Here is an 18,176-nt window from a genome sequence, read left to right as displayed (position 1 = left end):
TGGCCCCATCCCCCTTTCCTCAATGCAGGCTGCCGCAGTGCTCGCTCGGGTTCTCCAGCAGCAACGGCTCGTAGATCATCGGTCGCAGGAGCGCCCCTGGCGCAATCTGTTCGAGGATCCTCGCTATTGCCGAGACCGCAACGCCCGCCTCGGTTGTCTGGATGATGAGCGATCGGCCTTGACCCGGAACTGTGCCAAGCGACCAACCGACGCCCCCCTTGCCGAGAAGGCCGTCCAGCACCTGGCGCGGGTCCCTCTGGGGGAACAGGCCTGCGATATGCTGGTCCAGCTCCTCGCCGATCGGCGCCCTCCTCCGGCCTGCAACATCGCCCGCATAACGGTGAAGCTGGGTGAGGCAAACGACCTCCTGCGGTGCCGGCTCAAGCAAAAGCCGGAACTGGCGCCGTCTCATCGGCTTCCTCCCCCTCTTCGCCGGCAGGTTCGCTCTGGAAGCCCGAATAGGCCGCAAGATGGTTGAACGCCTGATCGGCCTTCGCGGCTGCGGTGATGATCGCCGTCTTGTCGGCCTTGAGGATCTCCAGCCAGTGCGAGACGTAGCTGGCATGGCTTTCGTGAAGGTCTGCCGGCAGACCCAATTCATAGCAAATGCGCGCACTCACCTGCTCGGCCACCAGCTCCTCGAAAGCGTATGCCTTGTCGCCGAAACGCTTGCCAAACTCGCGGGCGAGCCGCGAGGCATGGCCCGACCAATGCCCGAGTTCATGCGCTTTCGTCGCCACGAACCCGTCTTCGGTGTTGAAGACATTGGGGTGCGGAAGCTGAATATAATCAGCGCCCGGCGAGTAGAACGCGCGGTCTCCGCCGAGGCGTATGTCAGCCGGAACGGGTGAGAAGAAGCGCTCGATGGCAGCGGCCTTCTGCGAGGGCGTCGGCGGCGCTTCAGGCACCGGGCTCGGATAGAAATGCGGCGGCAGCCCGTCGATTTGCGATGCGTTGAACACACTGTAGGCGCGCATGAACCGGATTGTTTTCGAGGATTCCTCGCCGGTCGCCTGGTCGATCGCAGTCTTCTTCGTGCTGTTGAAGTAGATGCTCGGCTCGGCGGTCTCGCCCTTGCGCACCTTTCCGCCAAGCTCGATGGCTTGCCGCCAGGTCATCCAGTAGCGCGAGCCATAACCATAATGGTCGGCGACCGCCCAAAGATAGAGGCGGTTGATCCCTGTGTAAGGGACGCCTGCCGCGCGCAGCGGCGCTCCGCCCATCCCAGTCTTCTTCCAGGGCCGGCGCCAGGGCAGCGTTCCGGCCTCGATTGTAGCGATGATCAGATTGGTGATTTCCTGCGCGACGTCGCGCTTGGGTCTTTGGCGCATTGGCCTGCTCCTCAACAAAAAGAGGCCCAGCTCACTCAGGCGAGTGGCCGGGCCAGGTCATCAGGAGGGGTGATTTGCCGCCTCAGGCGGCTACCGCCGCTTCTTCACAGGCGACTTCAGGTTGATGGTCATTGATAAGCTCGTCGGCCTCGCTATCGGCTTCAGCTTCAGGTTCAGCGCCATCGCCATCGCAGGCGCCGGAGACAGGGGCGCTTTCGTCGGTGTCCGGGATGACCGGATCAGCGGGGTTGGCACCAATCGTGAACTTCATGCCTTCGGGGAGCCAGGCCAGCGCTGCTTCCTTGACGTCCTGTTCAATGATCGCCTTGCCGGCGAAGATCGTCTCGCAGGTCTTGGCAAGGTCAGCCTTCTTCGATGCGGCATAACGCGCCGCAAGATCGCTGCCGCCGACTTCGGTCAGTGCCGCAAGACACGAGGTCTTGCTCACCCGGTCGAAGAAATTCTCGGCTGTCGGGCGCCACATTGCTGCAACGTCAATGTCGAGCATGCTGCCGATGACGGCATGGATCGGATGGTATTCCGAACCATAGCCCTTCTTGGCTTCGAGCGAGATGGCCACCGCATAGGCGAGCCACGCCGCCTTGGCTTCGTCGGCAAGTTCGCGAAAGGCAATGAAGCGCTGCGCCGCACACCCATGTTCCTGCCATGCCTTGTCGAGCGCGCTTTCGGCCTCGGCGAGAATCCCTTCGGCTGTGGACTGCGGAAGTTCTCCGGTCGCCGGATCGCTGGGGTGCCCGCCCCTGATCGAGGTTCCCCGGCTTTCATAGCTGCGGCTGTCAGCCAGCGCGAAGATGGCGAAGTCGAGCGCGAGCCCGGCATCGCTGAGGAGGGATGCCGACAGGATATTACGGCGCTGCACGGAAAGCTCGTCGAACAGACGGGCGCTGATCGGCTTCTCCGTGCCCGGCGCAACTGCCTCGGGTCTGGAAGGTGCAGCGCTACCGCGCTTGGTGGAACCTGACACCGGCTCTTCGGCCGTCGCTGTCACCTTGCCATTCTCATCGGTCTCGAACGACAGGCGCTTTTCGCTGTAGTAATCGGCCTCGAGCACCATCTCGCCGCGGGTGGTGAGAACCAGGAACCGCCCGGCCTCACTGCGCCATTCTTCGGGCAGTTCGCGCACCGGGTTATTGAGGTCGCTGCGCTCAGCATCGAGATCCTCATACTCGGCCTCGAGCTGCCCGAAATCGGCCCCGTCGCCTTCAGGGCCGCCTTCATGGCCTTCGTCGATGATCTCGCTGATTTCTTCCATGCGGGCATCGATCGCGTCAATTCGGGCTCGTGCTTCTTCGGACAGCGGCGCGGGCGGCAGCCGGACAGCATTGACGCCCATTTCGCTGCGCGCCTGCCATGAATTGGTCGACGCCACTGGGCTGATCCAGGCAAGGCCAGTTTCAGCAGCGATCCGCTGGGCTTCGGCCTCCATTTTCTCGGCCGCAAGCCTGTGGGCGATCTCGATGTCGATCCAGCGATCATCTGCCGCTTCGCTGAAGAGGTCGCGTTCGATCTTCCCGCCGGCGGCCACATAGGCATCTTCGCCGATCAGCAGCGCAATCGGGTCATTGCCGCGCATGGAACCGTTCGCCACCATACGCCGGATGGCATCGGCGCTTGGGTTATAGGCGTAGCGCATCTGCTCAAAGACCCGCAGTTGCACCTCGTGCTGGTCGGTCGCTGCGTAGGCCTTGGCGATCTCGAGTGTGACATCGCCTTTGGCGAGTGCCTCGAAAATCGGCTCGGCAAGGTTCGCTAGCCGCAAGCGGCCTTCCACGAAGCGCAGGGTGAGGCCGAAGCGTTTGGCGACCGCGGCAACGTCGCTGCCTTCCTTGATAAAGTGCTGGAAGGCCCGGCATTCCTCAGCCGGTGACATCCCGACGCGCTGGAAGTTCTCGGCAAGCGAGGCCTCGCCTGCTTCCTCTTCGCTGCCTTCGAGCAGCTTGCATTCGATCTCGGTATCGGGGGCCCAGGCACCGCGCGTGACGATCATCTCGATGGCCCGCAATCGCCGGCCACCGGCGATCACGGCAAACTTGCCGCGCTTCTTGCTCCTGGTGACCAGCAGGTTCTGCAAAAGGCCGCGCGCTTCGATGTCGGCGGAAAGCTGGATATCGTCTTCTTCGCTGCGCGTTTTGCGCACATTGGCATCGCTCAGATAGAGCCGGGAAAAGGGAATAAGCATCGTGGTCGCTCCTGATGTGCACCCGGCAATCACCCGGGCACACATCCCCTCCCCCTCCCCTTCCGATCTGCGTTTCACGCAGGACTAAGAGTTGACCATCTTCTCCCCTGAGGGTGAACAGCATAACATGGTCTTGAGCTGGACGGAGCGACTCATAAAAGAACAAAATGCCGAAAGGGTTGGAGCTCGCGATTCTGGGATGGCCACCATTCGCGGCGTAACCAGACCGGCTTTGAGCCAGAATGCGACGTTAGCTAGTCGAGCTTTGAAAGGCAGTTTTCATCGCTTCTCGACAGCACCTGCCTGAAGGCGAGAGCTGAACGCACAATGCGCGATCGGTGATCGGAAAGCGCTTGATGCTAAAGGAATCTGGATGAGGAAAGGGGAGAGCCTCTTGCGAAGCTCTCCCCGAGCACCTTGCGGTGTAATTCCAAAAGGCCGTTAAGCCGAGCAGCCTGAGCTGTGAGTTCTATATAGGCCAAAGGCGTTAAAATTCAACTCGCGTTTGAATCCTAAGTCCCTGATTTCAGACATTCCTTGCGAGCCAGGCCGTTATACGGCATGATCCATTTTCCTTGATTCCCTTGATATGTTCCATTGTTCTTGATTGCCTTGATACCCTTGATTGCATTGAATACCTTGATGGGGACAGAAAGACGTGTTACCACGCCCTCGTGGAACGATCGAAAAATGCGCCTTTGGACGATTCGGCGTCCCGTGAAGCCGAATCAGTCGGTGCCGATCGCATTCGGGGGAAGGGGCGAGGCGGCAACTTTCTTGCCATTGATCGCGCAGCATGGGAACGCCTATGGGAGGTTGAGACTAACAACAGGCTGAACCTCGTCACCGCATATATTGTGCTGCTTGCCGGGACCGGCAGCGACCATCAGCTCAGCAAATGGTCGACCAAGGCTTGCGAACAGCATGCAGGAATGGGCAAGCCACGGGCCAAGGTCGCGATCGACGAGCTGATCCAGCATGGGTTCGTTGCGCACACCGACCGCTCGACGAAGCTCTATCCGCAATATCGCCTGCAGCCGATCCCTCTCGACAGCGACCCCATCTTTCTGCCGGTCGCGTTGGTAACGGGAATTGAAACTGAGGCTTCAATGCTTCGCCGTGTCCGCGAGACCGGCGACGCGCTCTTACTGCGAATGCTGGTGGACCTCTATGGTTTGGTCCAGCTCGATGCGACATTCGGTGTGCCAATCGGCGCGTTGAGCCAGACCCCGCCCGACGATTATCCTGCTCGAAAGGTTTTTGAGATCGGCATCCATTCCGTTTGGGCACTTCGCCTCGTCGGTGGGTCGAAGTCTGCGAAAGGTGATTGGGCGAGTTATCATCGCTCGAAAAGCCGCAACAAGGATGGAGCCTGGGGGGATTTCTGGGCGCGGGTGGCGATGCTCGAGAAGATCGGGGCCGTCTGGTATGAAGCATGGATCTTCGACAGCGAGGAATCGGATGCCGAGCCGCTGTTTCCAGTCGATCCCGGCGCCCTGTATCATCAGGGTGAGGGTGACGATGTCTATCAGCTCACCCGCACGATGCTCGACGCTGCGGCCAATCTTTCTGAAGAGCGCAGCAACCTGCTCGAACGCTATGGCATCGACATGTTAGTGACCCTCGCGCAGCATCGTCGCGCGCCAGGTATCCGGGGCGTGGCGCGTATGCGGATCGAGGCGGATACGCCGGGTCGTCGGCTTTCCTATTACAAGCGCCGAACCCAGATCGAAATCTACGAAGCTGGCTACACCCAAATAGCACTCGATGCGCTACGGGGTGAATATAGTCGACCAATGAATACCAGCACGCCGCAATGAGACAACCAACCGCCGGGAAAAAGCAGCCTCTCCATGCCGAATGACGACAATTCAGATGATCAGCCGACTATGGAAGTGCCGTTCCCGACCGAGGCCGAACTGCTTGCAGCGGGCTATGTGCCAATCCCGACAGACGAAGAGTTGCTGGCACAGGGCTATGTGCCGATCGATTTCACAAACATGCCGGACGTGGCCCATTTACTGACGGAAGCCGGGCATCCTTTTCCGTTGCATCATGAGATCATCAAAGCGGGCTATGTGCCAATCAGCCGCCGCGAACGGCGTATCGTAAGCCGACCGCGCATGGGCCAAATGTATTGGATCGATTTTCCGCACGACGCTTATGCGCCCGAGTTCGTGAAAGAGCACCCTGGCATTGTTATTCGCGCGGCCAATTCGCTACACGACACCTGCATTATCCTGCCCGTTACGAGCGCGCAGCAGAAAGCGGGGACGAACTTTCATCAGCTCTCCAGGAATCCCAATCCCAAAGGGCAGGCTGCAGGGCGGATCGCCTATGTCGTCTGCGACCATCTCTACACGGTCAACATCAACCGCCTCCGCCCATTGGTCCACAATGGGAAGGCTGTCTTTCCCAAGGTAGAGCCGCACGATCTGACCGCGATCTTCGCGGTAGTGCAAAAGGTTCTGGGCGCTGCGTTCGGACCTGCGCAGACCGCTGTAGCGGCGGGGGCCACGCCAGTTCAGGTACCGCCTGCCGTACCTGCAAAGGCTTTGGGGCCGAACACCCTGACGCTGAGAAAGAAGTAGGCAGCGGTGTCGGTGATGCGGTCACGTCGCTGACTCCATCCACTCGACTGACCCGAACTGTCGAAGCTGATCGGCTTCGGCTGCGCCGAGGGTGCTACGAGCACTGTCGCCCTCCCCAACCGGCCAGCCTCACTCGTCGTTGCGAACAAGCAGGAAACATCTGATTCTGGCGCGAGCCGTTGCTAGCAAACGCCACCGACACTGACAGGAATGCCCCACTTCGTGGCCTTCCATGCTGCACAGATAGTGCAGACCAAGAGGAAAACCGTGGGACGTCAGGGCTCCGGCATCGATGTTCCCAGCATTGCTTTTCATCATGCTCGAAACATCGCGCCTATGACCGACAGCGCTGCCTTTGTCGGGATGAACACCCGTGTGCGAAACGCAATGATTTCCGTAAAGCAGCCGATGCTCTTGAGCCAAGGCAGCTGTTCAGGCGGGACCCCCACGATTTCATAGCGCTGCTCGCCTGCCACGCGGGAGCATTTCAAGGTCGCCTCGAAGGGCTGATTGATCGGGACTGTCCGGCCTTCGCCGAGCGACCTGATGATCATTTCCGGGCTGAGTTCAACGGTGGAGGCAATGTCGAATTTCTCGAGCAGCTTCGCCACGTCGAGTTCGTGGACCATACGGCCGAGCCAGCTTCTGCCCTCTTCGTCCACGATCCGCCGGACCTCCAGATAGTCGATAGGCAGGCTCGACCAGATCGGCAGGAGAAGTCCGGTCGCAAGGTACACGGTCTCCGTCGTTAGCCGTTCGGCAAGCTCCGCAACCTCGCTTTGCCACAGCTTCTCGAAGGTCCTGCGCGGGACTTCCTCCCATGCGGATTCGGCGAGGTCATCGAAGTGGTGGTATTCGCGGCGAAGCGGACGGTGGAGGATAACCCGCCGGATCAAATCCCCCTGTTCTGTCATGAAGTGCCGCGAAGGTTCGGCCAAGGCCGCCTTCCCGCTCTTGATATTGTGGAGCAGAATGCAGCCGTCGGCATAGTCGCGGCGCTCAAGGACACGCTCAAGCGAGATCGGCCGTGCTCTGGTCTTGAGGGCTAGCTGCAGCAAATGCGACGTGGCGCCGGTTCGCTCATCGGTCCGAAGGACTATGTCCTCGACAATATCGGCCTGTTCAACCCGCAGGGTTTCGACGCCAACATCGAGCGATCCGGCCTCGCGCGCTGCTGACACCCGCGCTTCGACCAACCCCAGAAACTCCTCGAAGATCGCATTCTGCATCCCGATCGGCAGCGCGAGGATGCGATTGAGCCAGCGCTGGATCGGCGGAAGGTCCTCTTCGAGCACGCCATCGTCGGAGACGATCTTGAGCCCACTGCGGCGCTGAAAATCGATCAGCGTAGCGCTCTTGAGCTTGCCGTCCGCCAGCAAGGCAAACCATGTCGAGAGGGCCGCCTTGGCATATTCGCTCTCGAGATTGTCGGCAGGGTCAAACAGGTTCTGCCCGCCCGTCTGGCGTTGGCCCCGAGTAAGCGCGCCGAGGCTATCGAGCCTGCGCGCAATGGTGCTGGTGAACCGCAGTTCCCCCTTGCAGTTCGTGGTCACAGGCCGGAACAGCGGCGTGTTGGCTTGATGCGTCCGGTGCGTTCGGCCCAGCCCCTGGATGGCCCGGTCGGCTCGCCATCCAGGCTCCAGCAGGAAGTGGATGCGCCGCTTCTGGCAAGTTGCATCGAGGCTGGCGTGATAGGACCGCCCGGTGCCGCCCGCATCACTGAAGACCAGGATCGGCTTCCTGCCATCCATGAACTGGTCGGTCTCGGACTGGTTCGTCCGCGGCGAGCGGGTCTCGAGCCGCTGCTGCCCGTCGCTCTGGGTTATGAGCCGCTTGCTGCGCCCGGTCACCTCGGCGACTTTCTCCGGGCCATAGTGCTCGATGATCCCGTCCAGCGCTGGCTTGATCGGCGGCATGGCGCACAGGTGCTCGATCATCTCGCCGCGGCGGGCGATCGCAGTCTGGTTGTGGACGGGACGGCCTTCCTCGTCGAACATCGGTGCAGAGCGCTGGGTGCCGGTATCATCGACGAATACCTGCATCTGTTGCGTGGGGAAGGCGCGTTCGAGGTACTCGATCACAGCGTCGAGCGGGCTGAGGTCGAGGTCGAGCTCCGCGCGCTCTTCTGGCGAAAGGCTGTCGAGACGGCGATCGAGGATGCTTTCGGCAGTCGAGACCAGCTGAACCACCACCACCTCGTCCCGGTCCAGATGATGATTGATGGCAGCGATCAGCGTTGGCAGCTTCATCGACAGCAGCAGCTGGTTGAAGAACCGCTGCTTGGTGCTTTCAAACCGGCTGCGTGCCGCAGCTTTTGCGCCGCTGTTGAGCGTTGCGCCGCCGATTTCATCGACCACGCCGGTGAGCTCCAGCGCTTCCTCCATGTTCTGATGGATGATCGCCCAGGCATCCGCATAAGTATCATAGACCGCGATCTGCTCGGCGGTCAGATCATGCTTCAGGATGTCGTATTCGACCCCTGCAAAGCTGAGCGCGCGCGCCTGATAGAGCCCGAGTGCCTTGAGGTCGCGCGACACGAGTTCCATCGCTGCGATGCCCCCTGCCCTGATCTGGCTGATGAAATCTTCGCGGTTGGCAAACGCAGTGCCCGGTCCCCACAGACCGAGCCGCACGGCATAGGCAAGGTTGTTGACCTCCGAGGCCCCGGTTGCAGAGGCGTAGATAACCCGGGCATTGGGCAAATTGTTTTGCAGCAGTACGCCGGCGATGCCCTGCAAGGATCCGCTTTTCGTGCCCCGGGCGCCCTCGCCTCCCGCAACCCCGCCCATCTCGTGGCTCTCGTCGAAGGCGATGACACCGTCGAAATCCTCGCCCGCCCAGTCCAGTAGTTGCTTGAGGCGCGTGGCATCCTGACGCTGGCTCCGAAGGGTCGGGTAAGTGACGAACAGGATTCCTTCGCGAAACGGAACCGCCTGATCGATCTTCCAGTTCGAAAGCGGCTGAATGTCGGCAGCAAGGCCGCCGATGGCACTCCAGTCGCGGCGCGCGTCTTCGAGCAGACTCTCGTTCTTCGATACCCAGATGGCCTTCCGGCGTCCGGCAAGCCATCCATCAAGGATGCAGGCGGCGATCTGCCTGCCCTTCCCTGCCCCCGTGCCATCGCCGAGGAAATAGCCTTTGCGATAGGCCCGTCCTTGCTCGTCGAGTTGGAGGCCTACGCCCTCTTCAGCCGGAACGAACTGGCCAGGCAGATACTGCTGCCACGCGTTCCCAGCATAGATGACAGTTTCGATCTGGGCCTCGGATAGCAGGCTTTCCTGCAAAACCCGATCCTGCAGCGCCGGGACATAATCCGGGATCGGTGCCGGGATCGAACCCATGGCCACGCTTTCGACGAGCGGCGTCGGATGCTCGCGTGCACCAACAATGTCGATCCGGCTTGGCCGGTATGGGATGTAGACCCCGCTTTGCTCACCGAGAACGCGCGGCTTGTCCAGGGTACTGAACGCCAGTGCTTCGATCTTGGGCGCTTGGGCTGCCCTCGCTTTGACGGGCTTTGTGATCGGCGTTGCCCGCATGGCTTTGAAGAGCGCGCCCGGCTTTGTTTTCGGCGGCACCGCGCGCGGTTCGCAGTCGGGCTGGGCTGTCACGCGTTTGATGATTGGAACCGCAGACGCCACGTCTGCAACCGTTTCCCGCGCCAAAACTGCTGGTCTGGTTTGCCCCGGGATCTTGTCGATCACGTACAAGCGCACAGCCACGCTAGTGCCCTGCTTGTGATAGCATTTATCGAGGCGGATTGATGTGCGGACCGTGCAAGAGGCGAAGGTGTCGTCGTAGATTTTCGCAAGCTTCGCGCTCGTCGTGAACCAGTCCGGCATGATCGCGACGATCCGCCCCCCCTGCCCTATCCGCGTTATGGCAGCGCGCAGGTGACGCACAGCCGCGAACTCGTCTGCTCCTCGTCCCATTGAGCGGGAAAACGGCGGGTTCATCAGGATCAGGCTGGGCTGCACAGCAGCGTCGAGATGCGATGCCAGCATGGCTCCATCGATCCCCGTGGTGGTGGCCTGGGGGAACAGCAGAGCCAGCTTCTCCCGCCTGCGCGGATCGATCTCATTGAGATGCAATGCGCGGACATCGGGCAAAGTTGCCACCAGAGCGCCATGTCCGGCGCTCGGCTCAAGAACGATATCGGTTGCAAGCGGCTGCGCCAAAATCACGGATAGCGCTGCGAGGTCAGCGGGCGTCGAGAATTGCTGGTACCTGAGCTGGTTTTCACTTCTGACCGTATGTGTCGGCAGCGCCTCGATAAGCGCGCTGATCTCCGAAATTTGGGTCAGCATCTGAGGTTTGCTCAGGAGTCCGGCCATGTGGCGCGTCAATGCCGCCTCGAGCAGGTCAAAGGCGTCCCTCTGGCTCCAGGCGCCGTTTGCGGAGCCCTCCCCGTAGAGCTGGCTCATCGTCTCAAACAGGCGTTGTTTGTTCGCCATTCCGGTGGCGATGGCGTTCTGGATTTCGGTGATTGCTGCGTCCAGCTTCTGGCTGGATTGTTCAAATAGGTCGGTCACGGTCTGCTCCTGATGCTGAACCGCATCAGGTCATCCCCCTTCCCTCTCGCCTCGGGTTTATGAGCCCGTGATCACTACGGGCTATGCGACAAGGGGTGCCCGGCAGCGACGAGGATTCGGGACCGGCACCATCCCGAAGATATCGGTTTGACTTCTACCGCCGAAAATGATCATAAAACACGAACTGGGTCGCAGAACTGCGATTCATCGAAAGGCAGACGCATGTCCTACACCGTGAACACACTGCGAAATATGACCAGATCCTGCGAAATGATGCGCGATCGGGTCAAAGCTGTGGTGTTCAAACCTGATGAACGCAAGGTCCTGGATATCACGTTTGGGCCTACGGCGGCAGCGGAATTGGTCGGAAGAACGCCTGAAGCGCTTGCCAAGGCAGAGAAGGAGGGACGTCTCGCGCCTCCGAAGCAGCTTAACAATGGCCGTCGCTATTACACGCTCGAAGACCTTACTCATATTCGCAAGGCGCTGAACATTCATCCGGGCAAGCTAGCCCATGAGAATGCGGTCGTAGTAGCCGTGCAGAATTTCAAGGGCGGCGTCGGCAAGAGTACGATTACCAAGCATTTCGCCGATTTTCTCGCACTGAACGGATATAGCGTTCTCGTGATCGACTGCGATCCGCAGGCGTCAACGACAACTATGTTCGACATCCAGCCCGAAGCACTTATCGATGAAGAGGAGACTTTAGGAAACTTCCTGTCGCCTCGCAGTACATTCGATGATTTCAGGAAGGCAATCCGAGAAACCGCTTGGCCTACAATCAAAATAGTGCCGTCAAGCCTTGGCCTGCAGGATGCAGAGTGGGACCTCACGGCAACGTTGACGGAGGGCGGACAAGCAGTGCGCGAGGGACTTCAGCGTCTCCGAATTGGCATCGACAGTATCATCAAGGACTTCGACGTCGTCTTGCTCGATCCTCCGCCGGCCATGGGGTTCCTGGGCCTCAATGTGATGGCCGCCGCAACAGGTATGCTCATCCCGGTTCCGGCAAGGCAGCTCGACTATCTTTCAACCATCCATTTCATGGACACCATCGCCGAGAATATCGAGATCCTCGAGGATCACGGAACGCCTGTTGATTATGGGTTCATTCGCGTCGTCTGCTCGGCCTACACCCCCAGCAAGCCAGGTGAAGCCGACATGTGGAAGATGATGAAGGCCACATATGCCAATTTCCTGCTGAATCAGCCAATTCTGGCTTCTGAGGAAATCAAGAATGCCACTCAAGCATTCCGGTCGATCTATGAAAGCAAGCCTTCAGCTGCGCACGCAACCTACCAGCGTTGCCGGGACAATCTCAACGCAGTCTTCGGAGAAGTTCTGAACGAAATACACGAGCAGTGGCCGTCGAAGAGCATTTCGAGACGGTCATCTGACACGGCAGGGAGTGTTGCAGCGTGAGCCGTCGTTCATTGATTGGCGAGGCCCTCGCCTCCCCTGCCCCTGACCAGCCTTCCGTCTCTGAAGCCAAGGACGCTGCAGGGGCAACTGCATCGCGCAATTTCACAACACGTCGGCTTGAAGGCTTCACGGAAGCAGCGCGGATGGTCAAGCGCCCGACCATCCGGCTCAAACCTGCAGAATGTTCGATCTGGCCGGGAAACGCCCGTGATTACGAACAGCTCACCGAACCCCGTTTGCGATCTCTGATTGAGTCGATCCAAGCAGAAAACGGGAACCGCATCCCAGTAGTCGTGCGTCGTAAGCAGCAAGGTGAGCTGCAGTACGAACTGATCATTGGCACAAGGCGTCACTGGGCTGTCGCGTGGCTCAACGCCAATCACTACCCGGATATCGAGCTCGTAGCGATTATCGAAGATCTCGATGACGAAGCTGCGTTCCGCCTTGCTGATATCGAGAACCGCGAGAGGGAAGATATCTCAGACTTAGAACGCGGTTTGAACTACAAGGCAGCAGTCGACACCTATTACGATGGCCTTCAGGCACGGCTTGCTGAACGCGTGAAGATCTCGAAATCTACGCTCGCCCGGTACATCGGCCTGACAGAGATCCCGCAAACAATCGTAAGCGCATTTGCCTCGCCAATGGAACTTCAGGTCCGGTACGGTGACAAGCTTCTTCCAGCCATACGCAACCCATCGCTGCGCCCCAGGATGGAGGAAGCAGCAAAGCAAATCGCTGCGGAACAAAGTTTCCGGCAATCCGGAGACGAAGAGCCAATTTCTGGCCCTCAGGTTGTTGTCCGTCTGCTCAAGGCAGTTTCGGGCAGGCCTGGCCGTGCCCAGAAAGCCGTAATCGAAGCCGCAGGATCGTCCATTGGTGTCATCGAAAAGGATCGTGCACGAGGGCTCACGATAACGATCAACCCCACTGATTTGAGCGCTGACGAAATCCTTGATGCATTGCGCCCTCTGATTGAGAAGGCGAAGATTCTGAAAAGGCCTGCCCCATGAAGGAGGGTTTTGGACCCACCTATGGCCATGCCTTTACCACTCTGAAAATGTGGCTTTTATCGTTTTATTTCATATGTTTAGCTCACTTGTCCCACATGTGGGACAGCGGCAGATTTACTAGGCGAAGAACGTGAGCGAGAAAGATCAGTCCTCCTCCGGTCGCCGGGTGCAGTTCGAGATGTTCTTCACGCTGCCTGATTTCAGCGATATCTCGCTGCGGGACTATCAGGAGACCATGCAGCGCCCTTTCTTCAGCCTTTCGAAGAAGAAGCGCCTGAAACCCATTGAGTACCTCAGTCCGGACAAGTCGGTCACCGTGCATGTATCAGCCAACCCAGCCTATGGGATGGCGACCATCTGGGATGCAGATATCATGATCTATCTGGCGTCCCACCTCAACGAATTGCGCGAGCGGGGTGACAATGACCTGTCGCCGACCATTCGTGTTCAACCTGGCGATCTTCTCAAGCGAATCTGCTGGGGTGTAAGCGGGCGCGCCTATGAGCGACTGATCGCAGCGCTTGATCGCCTTCAGGCCACGACGATCAAGACGAACATCCGAGCGAACTCCAAATCCCGCGAGACCACATTTTCGTGGATCGATAGCTATACTCATCTCGTTGATGAGCGAACCCAGCGTTCGCTTGGGATGGAAATCACGCTTTCTAAGTGGTTCTTCGACGGGGTCATGGACAAGCGAAATGTCCTTGCGATTTCGCCTCTGTATTTCGAGATAACGAGCGGACTTGGGAAATGGCTCTACCGCGCAGCTCGCAAGCACGCTGGTGGCAATGGGCCAGAAGGTTTCACGATTGGCTTCGAAACTCTTCATCAGAAAAGCGGCAGCGAAAGCTCCCTACCCTCGTTCAAGAACAAGATTCTTGAATTGGCGCGAGCTAACAACCTGCCGGATATCAGTCTGGAGGTCATTGGAGCAGAGACGCCGCGTCCAAAGCTAAAGATGGTGATGCGTCGCCATCTCGAAAAACCTTCTGGAAAAACCGAACATAGTGGCTCTGTCGCCACGGAGAGCAGACCCCAGCGCATTCAGCGCGCAACCCCCGAAAAGGCAGCCAAGGTCAGCCCTCCGCAGGAATTCGTTGATCCTGCCCTCGTGCGCAAGCTCCTTGCAACAACAAGCGCGAGCTTGCGCCCCGAACAGCAAGCCGATGCATCAGCGGCATTGGACAGCAATGCGAGCCAATCTCAGTCACGACGAAGGGGAGGGGGCGCTCAGGACACTCTTGACCCCGAAATCTATCAGGCCATCCGTGCTGAATGTCCTGGTTGGGATCTCGATGTGCTGATGCGGCAATTCGATTCCTTTTTGAACAGCAATCCGCATGAGTTGCCAAGGAACTACTCGAAACGGTTCTACGGCTTCATGAAGAAGCACCACGAGCGCAACAAGCATACGCTTCCGGGCTTTTGAAGATCGCGACCTTCTGCAGGACTTGGTAGCGGCGCCCGGCGCGCTGGTAGAGCTGCCGCTCGGCTTCAGGCCTGATTACGCTCTGCCGCAGGCATAGCGATCTATCGTAAGAATAAGAACAGTCTCATCATGCACGGCAGCTAGCGAACGTGTTTTCGGGAATCACTTCGCTTAGCCCGCCCGATCAGAGGACCGCGTCTACGTTCGGCGCCAGGTAAATAAATCGCTGACTAGGCCCAAGAGTACCGGCATAGACCCTACAGCCGTGCTTCTGCCGTCCATCTTTGACTGAAATCAGCGATCTACTGTGCAGCGCTCAAGCCAGCTGGCAGATCGCCTGAGGCTCCACTTCAGTCACTGCGATCCAGAAACCCGACAGGTCGGCCTTCAATCTGGACGATGGAAAATGCCTCCAAAAACCATTCCTGAAAACACGTTCGACCGGAAATACCACATTTCCGAAAACACGTTCGTTTCAGCCTAGGAGCAAATGGGGGATCAGAAAGTTTGGGATCGGCGCATCATATGTGAATCGGAACGCTAACTGATCCTCTGGCCTCACGCTCACAGCCGCGCTTTCAAAGTTATCAACAGGGCGGGGAGGTGGCGAACGTGTGATCGGGCATCAGATGACGTGTTATTAGAATCTGGCGGTCGTGCTATCAGAAACCGAACATCGTGTTTTCAGATTCGGCATAGCCGCCCCGACTCGCGAGAAATCAGGAGTTTGCAGGCTGATCACGAGCAGGTAACCTCTTAACCTTAGAATCTAAATCCCCTAACGTTCACGCCTGCGGCGGATTTGTTATTGATTTGATTCAAGATTAAGGAAGGCCGACATATCCCTTCGACGATGACCGCTTTGCGTGCGATGCGTACATTCCACCAGAATGGCAACTCGGCAGATTAGCGCTGGTCACAGCCTTAAGATCGATTCCGTGAATCACGACAGGGACCTGTGATTCAAACTTCCGATTGGCCTAACTTCACGTGGCTATCGCATAGTCCTCCGCATGTTAGAGGTTGGACAAAGGGAATGTCAGATCTGGCTCGAAGCCAAAGATCCCGATCTCAATGTTGCAAGGCGGTACGTCATATCTCGAAGCCAGGACCTGTTCGGTGTCACGATTGTTGAATTCTCGTGGGGGCGGATTGGAACGCGTGGACAGCGACGCATCTTATCCTTCGCCGACGCAGGCAGGGCGACAAAGTTCGTAGAACAGTTGCTGCGTCGCAGAGCGACCTCACATCATCGAATTGGCGTTTGCTACCGGGAAGTATTCCGGGGTCCATGATACGTTCACGTGTCCGTTGGGACGATTGCTCCATCGGAAGTTCGAAGGCTGACCATGCTGGCAGTCACCATAGCCGCAACTGATTGTGAAGCGGTTCGCTTGGTCACCCCAAGGCCTCTGGCAAGCTCCGCACGGGTGAGAGGTCCGATGCCGGCTACCAGACGCCAAGCCAGGGGAGCCGTCGAGGAGGCGTACAGGCCTGAAAGTGCTCCCTCAGCCTGCAGGTGAGCCCTTTGCATGGCACGGAGGTCTGCGGCTGCACTCTCAGCGGTAGCCTGAAGCGCACGGCCTAATAGGACGGGCAGGGGTTCCTCGTGAAGTTCACGGAACAGAGCCCGCGGCATGACCCCAGCAAGCGCCATTGGCGCCGAGCCCAGCCCAAACAAGTGTGGCCGCATGGCAGCAGCGAGCGATGCCGCCCAGGCCGCCCCACGCGGTGCCATACGTGTTACCGCGAACCCTCCGACCTGGACCATCTCGCTGCCGCCTTCGAGAAAGTCGATTTCTTCCGTTCTCAGTTCCGTCAGCCATTCAAGCAAGGTGCTCATCGGGTCACGGCTTGGTAGCAGCGCGTCAAGCCGCTCCAGCGCGCGATCGGCGGGCCAATAGGTCTCGGTGAACCCTTCAGAGTGGTTCTTGGCGGCCATGACCAGCTTGGCAGCATGGGCGAGGGGAGGGTGTCCTCGCCGGCTAATCCACGACAAGAACTGACGGCGTTCCTCGGAATACCACGAGCGCATCAGCTCGCTCGCTTCGAGCCCCGGATTGTGTTCAATTCCAAGATTATCAAACGGATAATCGCGCACATGCACGCGCCAGAGGCGCCGAAGTGAGGCCAGCGCAAGGCATTCGGACAACTCGGGTGAGATGAAGGGGAGGGCGCCTTCGATGCGGGCAAGCGTCAGTTGCCAAGGTGCTGGGGCGGATACCATCGGCCAGATAGTATATAAATGGCATAAAAAGTATACCCAGCTTGTACGGTGGGTTTGCTGTCCGATAAGAACCCTTCACGGACAACACGACAATCTATATAGAGTGCCTCAAATCCGCTGCGACGCCGCCGCTCTCCCAAGGGCAGAACGCCGAAGAAACCAGCGGCGCGATCGAGCATGAAGGAGAGGCGCTTTGGCTGACGGCACCGGGCTGATCGTTGAGGTGCCGATCGATGAGGGCCTCGTCTCGCTCGGACAGGCAATCCCTCCGCAGCTCGCCGCCGAAATCGAGGCCGCCCGTTCCTACAGGGCGCGATCCAAGGCCGCGAACACCGTCCGCGCCTATGACAGCGACTGGCGGCAGTTCGAAGAATGGTGCTGGACGCGCGACCTTGAGCCCATGCCCGCGATGCCCGAGGTGGTTGCAACCTGGCTGGCGTCACTGGCTCAAGCGGGGAGGGCGGACAGTACGATCGGGCGGCACCTTGCTGCCATTGCCTGGCACCACAGGCAGGCGGGGCACGTGGCGCCGCAGCACCGTGATCCCCGCGATGTCATCGCCGATACGCTCGCCGGCATTCGGCGCGAGCAGCGCGCACGGCCGACACGCAAGAAGAGCGCCATTCTGGCGGCCGATCTGGCGCGGATGATTGCGGCTGCAGAAGGATCGAGCCCGAGGGCAATCCGTGACCGTGCGGTCATGGCGCTGGGCCTTGCAGCAGCACTTCGGCGCTCGGAGCTGGTCGCTCTGCAGCTCGCCGATCTCGAGCTCGTGCGCGAAGGGCTCAAGCTGACGATCCGGCACTCGAAGACCGACCAGGAGGGGGAGGGGCAGGTCATCGCAGTTCCGTCGGGCAAGGTGCTCAAGCCCGGTCCCCGCCTCAACGAATGGCTGAGCGTCAGGGGAGGGGAGGCGGGGCCCCTTTTCTATCGAACCGATGCTCAGGGCTTGATGACGAAGGAGCCCATGTCAGATCGCTCGGTTGCTCGCCTGATCCAGCGCTACGCCGAGAAGGTCGGTCTCGATCCGGCTGCGGTCGGGGCGCACTCGCTTCGATCGGGATTCCTGACCGAAGCTGCGAAGGCTGGTGCTTCACTGCCAAAAATGCAGGAGGTCTCGCGACAGAAAAAGGTGGAGGTGCTGCTTGGCTATGTCCGAGATGCGGCTTTGTTTGAGAACCACGCTGGCAAGAGCTTTCTCTAGCCTAGGTTCAGGCTGAAACGCGGTGCCCCAAGGACCAAGGGAGCCACCGCGACACTTACCGCGCGCACATACACCGTGACGGTGGTCTGAAATGTAACCGATTTTGAGCAGAGTCCGACGCCAAGTTGCACTGCTACCCAACTTTGAACCGCTTGGGTCTAGAGTTTTCCGCCACCAGATAGGCACTCTCGTCGCGGAAAAAGATGTCCCGACAAGCCGCATCA

The 18,176-nt window shown here is 59.3% G+C and carries 12 protein-coding genes; 7 read left to right on the top strand and 5 right to left on the bottom strand.

What is annotated here, in order from left to right; all coding sequences use genetic code 11:
* Positions 1 to 19: 19 nt before the first annotated feature.
* The 3 genes from OVY29_RS24580 to OVY29_RS24570 form a co-directional block, all read right to left on the bottom strand.
* The gene (locus OVY29_RS24580) at positions 20 to 412 is read right to left on the bottom strand and encodes a hypothetical protein (protein ID WP_058818314.1); all 393 of its coding nucleotides are present in this window, start codon (positions 410 to 412) and stop codon (positions 20 to 22) included.
* Positions 381 to 1,331, bottom strand: a complete 951-nt coding sequence (locus tag OVY29_RS24575) for an ArdC family protein (RefSeq protein ID WP_058803377.1) — start codon at positions 1,329 to 1,331, stop codon at positions 381 to 383. Before OVY29_RS24575 ends, OVY29_RS24580 begins: the two co-directional genes overlap by 32 nt.
* Positions 1,332 to 1,413: 82 nt before the next feature.
* A complete protein-coding gene (locus OVY29_RS24570; RefSeq protein WP_058803376.1) occupies positions 1,414 to 3,531 on the bottom strand; it encodes a ParB/RepB/Spo0J family partition protein in 2,118 nt (705 codons plus the stop codon).
* A gap of 698 nt (positions 3,532 to 4,229) precedes the next feature.
* On the opposite strand from OVY29_RS24570, the gene OVY29_RS24565 reads away from it, so the two are divergent.
* Positions 4,230 to 5,351: a hypothetical protein gene (locus OVY29_RS24565; protein WP_058818313.1), complete on the top strand. Its 1,122-nt coding sequence runs from the start codon at positions 4,230 to 4,232 to the stop codon at positions 5,349 to 5,351.
* Positions 5,352 to 5,384: 33 nt separating this feature from the next.
* Positions 5,385 to 6,122: a type II toxin-antitoxin system PemK/MazF family toxin gene (locus OVY29_RS24560; protein ID WP_062344765.1), complete on the top strand. Its 738-nt coding sequence runs from the start codon at positions 5,385 to 5,387 to the stop codon at positions 6,120 to 6,122.
* 314 nt (positions 6,123 to 6,436) lie between these two features.
* Here the strand turns inward: OVY29_RS24560 and OVY29_RS24555 are convergent, their stop codons facing one another.
* Complete coding sequence (locus tag OVY29_RS24555; RefSeq protein ID WP_058803373.1) at positions 6,437 to 10,654, bottom strand: strawberry notch family protein; 4,218 nt, start codon at positions 10,652 to 10,654, stop codon at positions 6,437 to 6,439.
* 222 nt (positions 10,655 to 10,876) lie between these two features.
* Here OVY29_RS24555 and OVY29_RS24550 point away from each other — a divergent pair, with 222 nt between their 5' ends.
* The 4 genes from OVY29_RS24550 to OVY29_RS24535 all read left to right on the top strand — a co-directional run bounded on the left by OVY29_RS24550 (position 10,877) and on the right by OVY29_RS24535 (position 15,816).
* Positions 10,877 to 12,076 (top strand): AAA family ATPase, encoded by a 1,200-nt coding sequence (locus OVY29_RS24550; protein ID WP_058803372.1) that lies wholly within the window; start codon positions 10,877 to 10,879, stop codon positions 12,074 to 12,076.
* A complete protein-coding gene (locus tag OVY29_RS24545; protein WP_058803371.1) occupies positions 12,073 to 13,089 on the top strand; it encodes a ParB/RepB/Spo0J family partition protein in 1,017 nt (338 codons plus the stop codon). The genes OVY29_RS24550 and OVY29_RS24545 overlap by 4 nt, the downstream gene beginning before the upstream one ends.
* A 178-nt stretch (positions 13,090 to 13,267) precedes the next feature.
* A complete protein-coding gene (locus OVY29_RS24540) occupies positions 13,268 to 14,521 on the top strand; it encodes a replication initiator protein A (RefSeq protein ID WP_082660526.1) in 1,254 nt (417 codons plus the stop codon).
* 1,013 nt (positions 14,522 to 15,534) lie between these two features.
* A complete protein-coding gene (locus OVY29_RS24535; RefSeq protein ID WP_082660524.1) occupies positions 15,535 to 15,816 on the top strand; it encodes a WGR domain-containing protein in 282 nt (93 codons plus the stop codon).
* Between the two features lie 5 nt (positions 15,817 to 15,821).
* Here the strand turns inward: OVY29_RS24535 and OVY29_RS24530 are convergent, their stop codons facing one another.
* Positions 15,822 to 16,748 (bottom strand): hypothetical protein, encoded by a 927-nt coding sequence (locus tag OVY29_RS24530; protein WP_058803369.1) that lies wholly within the window; start codon positions 16,746 to 16,748, stop codon positions 15,822 to 15,824.
* A 193-nt stretch (positions 16,749 to 16,941) separates the two neighbouring features.
* On the opposite strand from OVY29_RS24530, the gene OVY29_RS24525 reads away from it, so the two are divergent.
* On the top strand, positions 16,942 to 17,952 hold the full coding sequence (locus OVY29_RS24525) for a site-specific integrase (RefSeq protein WP_230960947.1): 1,011 nt from the start codon (positions 16,942 to 16,944) through the stop codon (positions 17,950 to 17,952).
* The last annotated feature ends 224 nt before the right edge of the window (positions 17,953 to 18,176 follow it).

The organism is Sphingopyxis sp. SE2 (genome assembly GCF_032227185.1).
GTDB lineage: Bacteria > Pseudomonadota > Alphaproteobacteria > Sphingomonadales > Sphingomonadaceae > Sphingopyxis.
The sequence above is the reverse complement of the archived record's forward strand: the minus strand, read 5'-3'. Positions and strand labels throughout refer to the sequence as shown.

Excerpts from the sequence above, each read along its gene's own strand:
- OVY29_RS24580 (WP_058818314.1), bottom strand. The coding sequence starts at position 412 with ATGAGACGGCGCCAGTTCCGGCTTTTGCTTGAGCCGGCACCGCAGGAG.
- OVY29_RS24575 (WP_058803377.1), bottom strand. The coding sequence starts at position 1,331 with ATGCGCCAAAGACCCAAGCGCGACGTCGCGCAGGAAATCACCAATCTG.
- OVY29_RS24560 (WP_062344765.1), top strand. The coding sequence starts at position 5,385 with ATGCCGAATGACGACAATTCAGATGATCAGCCGACTATGGAAGTGCCG.
- OVY29_RS24530 (WP_058803369.1), bottom strand. The coding sequence starts at position 16,748 with ATGGTATCCGCCCCAGCACCTTGGCAACTGACGCTTGCCCGCATCGAA.
- OVY29_RS24535 (WP_082660524.1), top strand. The coding sequence starts at position 15,535 with ATGTTAGAGGTTGGACAAAGGGAATGTCAGATCTGGCTCGAAGCCAAA.
- OVY29_RS24540 (WP_082660526.1), top strand. The coding sequence starts at position 13,268 with ATGTTCTTCACGCTGCCTGATTTCAGCGATATCTCGCTGCGGGACTAT.
- OVY29_RS24550 (WP_058803372.1), top strand. The coding sequence starts at position 10,877 with ATGTCCTACACCGTGAACACACTGCGAAATATGACCAGATCCTGCGAA.
- OVY29_RS24570 (WP_058803376.1), bottom strand. The coding sequence starts at position 3,531 with ATGCTTATTCCCTTTTCCCGGCTCTATCTGAGCGATGCCAATGTGCGC.